2 protein-coding genes are annotated in these 1,824 nt (G+C 66.3%); both read right to left on the bottom strand.

Annotated features, from left to right (window positions below; translation table 11 throughout):
- Positions 1-60: 60 nt before the first annotated feature.
- Positions 61-1,155, bottom strand: coding sequence for a sulfate/molybdate ABC transporter ATP-binding protein (locus tag AC1DY5_RS53945; RefSeq protein ID WP_478122411.1), 1,095 nt, complete (start codon positions 1,153-1,155; stop codon positions 61-63).
- 12 nt (positions 1,156-1,167) lie between these two features.
- Positions 1,168-1,824, bottom strand: a 657-nt coding sequence (gene cysW / locus AC1DY5_RS53940) for a sulfate ABC transporter permease subunit CysW (RefSeq protein WP_478122410.1), incomplete at its 5' end; no start/stop codon positions are given.

Below are 1,824 nucleotides of genomic sequence, written 5' to 3'. Positions count from 1 at the left end.
ACGCCAGGCAGATCAATGCCAGGGCACGCCGCGGCGCGCCGAAATACCAGTCGATCACATTCAAGGTGAAACCCAATCCTCTACGAACACCCTCGCCTTGCGCGGCGTGGCGACGACCTTGTCGCCCTCGCGCAATGCGAGGTCCCGGAACTGTTGCGCAGGGAGTTGCGCTTCGATGATGGTTCCGGAGCCCGGATTATCAGGATTCGATTCGACCGGTTCGAGTTCCAGCCGCGCGATCGGTCCGACGACGATCGCCCGGGTCAGGGTCGCGACGATGCCGCTGGCCCCCGGCGCGTAGCGCTCGACGCCCAGGTCGTGCGGCCGTACATAGGCCAGCGCCTTGCCGTCGCGCAGCCCCTGCTGGTCGCGCGTGTCGAGCCGGATGCCCTCGACCTGCACCTCGCCCTCAAGCGAACGGCCATGGAACAGGTTCACGTCGCCGAGGAAGCCGTAGACGAAGGGGCTGGCCGGATGGTCCCAGACCTCCTGCGGCGAGCCGACCTGCTCGATACGGCCGCTGTTCATCAGCACCACGCGGTCGGCCACCTCCAGTGCCTCTTCCTGGTCGTGGGTGACGAAGATGCTGGTGACATGCAATTCGTCGTGCAGCCGGCGCAGCCAGCGGCGCAGCTCCTTGCGCACCTTGGCGTCGAGGGCGCCGAAAGGCTCGTCGAGCAGCAGGACCTTGGGCTCGACCGCCAGCGCACGAGCCAGCGCGATGCGCTGGCGCTGGCCACCCGACAGCTGCGACGGATAGCGGTCGGCCAGCCAGTCGAGCTGCACCAGCTTGAGCAGGTCGTGCACCTTGGCCTTGATCTGCGCCTCGCTCGGGCGCAGGCCGCGCGGCTTGACGCGCAGGCCGAAGGCGACGTTCTCGAACACCGTCATGTGGCGGAACAGCGCGTAGTGCTGGAACACGAAGCCGACCTGGCGCTCGCGAACATGGACATCGGTGGTGTCCTCGCCCGAGAACAGGATGCTGCCGGCGCCCGCGGTCTCCAGGCCCGCAATGATGCGCAGCAGCGTGGTCTTGCCGCAGCCCGACGGGCCCAGCAAGGCGACCAGTTCACCCGACGCCACATCCAGGCTCACATCGCGCAAGGCGTGGAAATCACCGAATTGCTTGCTGACGTTTCTGATTTCGATGCTCATGGTTTCTCTCTTTCAGGTCGCCGGCGTCGGGCGCTCGGGCGGCAGCTCGGCGATCGCCTTCATCTCGCGCTCGTGGCGCCATTCAATGACCGACTTGATCACCAGCGTGACAAGCGCCAGGATGGCCAGCAGCGAGGCCACCGCGAAGGCGGCCACCGACTGGTATTCGTTGTAGAGCACTTCGACGTGCAACGGCATAGTGTTGGTCTGGCCGCGGATATGGCCCGAGACCACCGACACCGCGCCGAACTCGCCCATCGCACGCGCATTGCACAGGATCACGCCGTACAGCAGGCCCCATTTGATGTTCGGCAGCGTGACGCGCCAGAAGGTCTGCCAGCCGGTCGCGCCGAGCACGATCGCGGCCTGCTCTTCATCCGTGCCCTGGGCCTGCATTAGCGGGATCAGTTCCCGCGCGATGAACGGAAAGGTCACAAACACGGTCGCCAGCACGATGCCGGACACGGCGAAGATGATCTTGATGTCGTGCGCCTGCAGCCAGGGCCCGAACCAGCCCTGGGCGCCGAACACCAGCACGTAGATCAGGCCCGCCACCACCGGCGAGACCGCGAACGGCAGGTCGACCAGCGTCGTCAGCACGGCCTTGCCGCGGAACTCGAACTTGGCGATCGCCCAGGCCGCGGCGATGCCGAAGACCAGGTTCAACGG

This window comes from Variovorax sp. P4_D9, assembly GCF_056401695.1.
The sequence above is the reverse complement of the archived record's forward strand: the minus strand, read 5'-3'. Positions and strand labels throughout refer to the sequence as shown.